This window comes from Ilyobacter sp. (genome assembly GCF_041583315.1).
Classification (GTDB): Bacteria; Fusobacteriota; Fusobacteriia; order Fusobacteriales; family Fusobacteriaceae; genus Ilyobacter.
The window spans coordinates 1-3296 of record NZ_JBFHGC010000335.1; the positions used below are offsets into that span (position 1 = coordinate 1).

General features: G+C 40.1%; 3 protein-coding genes. All 3 read right to left on the reverse strand.

Going from position 1 to position 3296, the window contains the following annotated elements; all coding sequences use genetic code 11:
* Window positions 1–386 precede the first annotated feature (386 nt).
* Window positions 387–1784 (reverse strand): NADPH-dependent glutamate synthase, encoded by a 1398-nt coding sequence (gltA, locus tag ABZA26_RS10900; RefSeq protein ID WP_372714556.1) that lies wholly within the window; start codon window positions 1782–1784, stop codon window positions 387–389.
* A 10-nt stretch (window positions 1785–1794) separates the two neighbouring features.
* Entirely contained in the window at window positions 1795–2616 is an 822-nt protein-coding gene (locus ABZA26_RS10905) for a sulfide/dihydroorotate dehydrogenase-like FAD/NAD-binding protein (RefSeq protein ID WP_372714557.1), read from the reverse strand.
* A gap of 124 nt (window positions 2617–2740) precedes the next feature.
* Window positions 2741–3296: iron-containing alcohol dehydrogenase (locus tag ABZA26_RS10910; RefSeq protein WP_372714558.1), on the reverse strand; the 556-nt coding region annotated here is incomplete at its 5' end.

Sequence of the window (3296 nt, forward strand, 5' to 3'; positions counted from 1 at the left end):
ATTCCCTCAGAAATATTATCCTCCCATCCCAAACCATGATGGTAGGAATGGATCACAAGAATGTTTCTGTCATTCAACGAATAGGACGCTGAAAAGCAAAATAAAAAAAGAAATAGATATATAATTTTTTTCATGGAATTTCTCCTGATTTCATTTTTAATATCCAGATGTTTCCATAGCAATTTTATTTTTGTTTTCATTACAATCCCATATTTTTTATAAAGACTGTGTTTTAGAAATTATACCACCTAAATTTACAAAAAAAAAGGTGCCTAAAAAATACCATAAAAAAGGCCCGGTGATTTTAGAAAAACATTTTTCTAAATAAAAAATAAAGACTGCCTCAAAAAAGAAAGCAGTCTTTAAATATATATAAATTTCAAATCCTAAACTCTGGATTTACTCAACTTTTCATGTATAGATATTGCAGCTTTTTTACCTGCTCCCATAGCCAGTATTACCGTGGCTGCACCTGTTACCACGTCTCCCCCTGCATACACACTCTCTTTGGTTGTTTCCATTGTGTTTTCCTCTACGATTATACCGCCCCATTTATGAGTTTCCAGTCCATCTGTAGTCTGTCTTATAAGGGGGTTCGGAGATTGCCCTATGGCGATCACCACTCTGTCTACGTCTAGCAGAAATGAGCTCCCCTCTATAGGCACAGGTCTTCTTCTCCCGCTCTCATCAGGCTCTGAGAGCTCCATCTCGATACATTCTAGCTTACTTACCCAGCCCTTGTCTTCTTTTATTCCTACAGGGTTTGACAGAAGCTTGAAGATCACTCCCTCTTCCTTTGCATGATGTACCTCTTCTAGTCTAGCAGGAAGCTCTTCCTCCCCTCTTCTGTACACAATATATACCTCTTTTGCCCCTAGCCTCACAGCTGTCCTGGCGGCGTCCATGGCCACGTTTCCTCCGCCGATCACCGCTATCTTCTCTCCTACACTGACAGGTGTGGGACTTTTTTCATCATAGGCCTTCATTAAGTTTACTCTTGTAAGAAACTCATTTGCAGAATAAACTCCGTTTAGATTTTCACCTTCGATCCCCATGAAGTTTGGAAGTCCAGCACCGCTTCCTATAAATACAGATTTATACCCCTCTTCCATGAGTTCGTCTACAGTTACAGATCTTCCGATTATCACATTTTTTTCTATTTTAACCCCTTGCTCCATTACATTTTCAATCTCTTTTTTTACTATCTCTTTTGGCAGTCTGAATTCAGGTATTCCGTACATGAGGACTCCCCCGGCAGTATGAAGTGCCTCAAATATTGTCACATCATATCCGTACTTCGTGAGTTCCCCTGCACATGCCAGTCCTGCCGGTCCTGCTCCTGCCACAGCTACTTTTATATTATTGCTTACTGCTTTCTCTCTTGTGACCTTTCCATTTTCAATAAACCAGTCTGCCACAAACCTTTCCAGTCTTCCTATCCCTACAGGATCTCCCTTCATAGCTCTCACACACTTTGATTCACACTGCTTTTCCTGAGGACACACTCTCCCGCACACTGCAGGAAGAGAGTTCTGCTCTGCCAGAATTTCATAGGCTTCTGCAAAGTTACCTTCTGCCACTTTACCTATAAACTGAGGTATATGAACATTTACAGGACATCCCCCTACACATGCCGGTGTTTTGCACTGTATGCATCTCTTAGCTTCATTTATAGCTTCTTCCTCGGAATATCCCAGAGAAACCTCTTTGAAGTTTGCTTTTCTTTCCAATGGGTCCTGCTCAGGTATTCTTGTCTTCTGAAGACTCATATTAAATTTTGCCATCTCTATCCCCCTATAATCCTATTCTGCATCTGTGTTCTGTCTCTTCTACATGGTACATGGTCTGCCTTCTCATGAGCTCCTCAAAATCCACCAAAAATCCGTCAAAATCAGGTCCGTCTACACAGGCAAATTTAGTCTCTTTTCCGATTGTCACCCTGCATCCTCCGCACATTCCTGTCCCGTCTATCATTATGGGATTTAAAGATACAGAAGTTGGAATATTCAGCTCTTTTGTGTACTCCACCACTGATTTCATCATTACCAGAGGCCCTATGGCAATTATTTCATCATATTTTTCACCTTTGGCAATGAGGTCTTTCAATACATCTGTGACAAACCCTTTTTTCCCTTTACTTCCGTCATTGGTGGCGAAATACATATTTTGTGCTACCTCACCAAACTCATCCTGGAGTATCATAAGCTCTTCTGTCCTGCTGCCTATGATGACATCACATTGAGTTCCTGACTCTGCTAATTTTTTAATCTGAGGATAGAGAGGTGCTGCTCCTACACCGCCCCCTATACCCAGGACTCTTTTCACATTTTTCATATGAGCAGGCTGTCCCATAGGCCCTGCTATACCGCTTATAGATTCCCCCTCCTGCTTCTGGCTGAGAAGTTTTGTAGTATATCCCACTATTTGGTATATTATGGTCACGCTATTCTCTGATCTGTCATAGTCAGCTATTGTAAGAGGTATCCTTTCTCCTCCCTCTTCCACCATTACTATTACAAACTGCCCCGGCTCACATTTTCTCGCCACATATGGAGCCTCTATAACCATTTTTTCTATATCCTGGCTCAGTATCTCTTTTTTTAAAATTTTATACATTTTTCACCCTTCTTTAAAAATTTTATTTTATACAATGTTTTTTAAGCTTAAAAGAATAATATTCAATTTTAAAAAGGCGTGATAAATTTCATCCAGAAATTTAACACACCTTTGAAATCATCAATTAAATAGTCGAAGCCGTAACTCCGTAATATGCAGCTTTATAGATCTCTTTTACATCTTCTACAGATGACTGTCTTGGGTTGGTGAGGGTACATGGATCTTCAAAGGCATTTTTACTCATTCTGTCTAAGACCTCATTGAATTTTGCCTCACTCATGTCCACTTCATTTATCTCTCTCAAGCTAGTGGGAATCCCTACTTTTTTATTCAGTTCTTTTAGACTCGCAACCAGGTCAGATTTCCCCATACTTTTTTCAAGCTGAGAGAATTTGTCTGTTGCTTTTTTATTGTACTCTACAATATAAGGCAGAAGTACTGCATTGGCAAGTCCGTGAGTTATACCCATTTCTCCACCTATCTTGTGAGCCAGACTGTGTACCAGCCCCAGTGAAGAGTTTGTAAATGCCATACCTGCAAGAGTAGATGCATTGTGCATATGATTTCTTGCTTCCATATGATCAGCTTTTTCATAAGCTAAAGGCAGATTATCATAAACAAGTTTTATGGACTCCATAGCCATAGGGTCAGTATAACTCGTAGCATTAGTAGAAACAAAG

Bases quoted from the DNA above. Each gene is read 5' to 3' on its own strand.
- gltA (WP_372714556.1), bottom strand. From the start codon at position 1,784: ATGGCAAAATTTAATATGAGTCTTCAGAAGACAAGAATACCTGAGCAG.
- ABZA26_RS10905 (WP_372714557.1), bottom strand. From the start codon at position 2,616: ATGTATAAAATTTTAAAAAAAGAGATACTGAGCCAGGATATAGAAAAA.